Source organism: Acidimicrobiales bacterium, assembly GCA_030747595.1.
GTDB lineage: Bacteria > Actinomycetota > Acidimicrobiia > Acidimicrobiales > MedAcidi-G1 > UBA9410.
Window position 1 is genome coordinate 564 of record JASLKK010000045.1, and the last position, 307, is coordinate 870.

General features: G+C 45.3%; 1 protein-coding gene. It reads left to right on the top strand.

Translation table 11 applies throughout. The features are described from left to right. Positions 1–307 (top strand): DoxX family protein (locus QF777_11980; GenBank protein MDP6912255.1); only part of this gene is annotated, 307 nt, incomplete at both ends.

Consider the following 307-nt stretch of genomic DNA (forward strand, 5'->3'; position numbering starts at 1 on the left):
GGTGGAATAAGATTTTCGGCGGCGGCAGAATTAAAGGTACTGGACGGTGGTTTCAAAGTATTGGCATGAAGCCAGGAATCTTTCATGCTTGGATGGCAGCACTATCAGAAGTTTTTTGTGGCTTGCTGCTCTGCTTGGGGTTTCTTACTTCATTTGCGGGTGCGGGAATAGTTGGAATAATGGTTGTAGCTGGGTGGACAGTTCACAGAAACAATGGTTTTTTCATTATTAAAGAAGGCTGGGAGTACGTCTTTGTTTTAAGTGTTGCCGCTTTGACAATTGCTACTCTTGGTCCCGGTGACTGGTC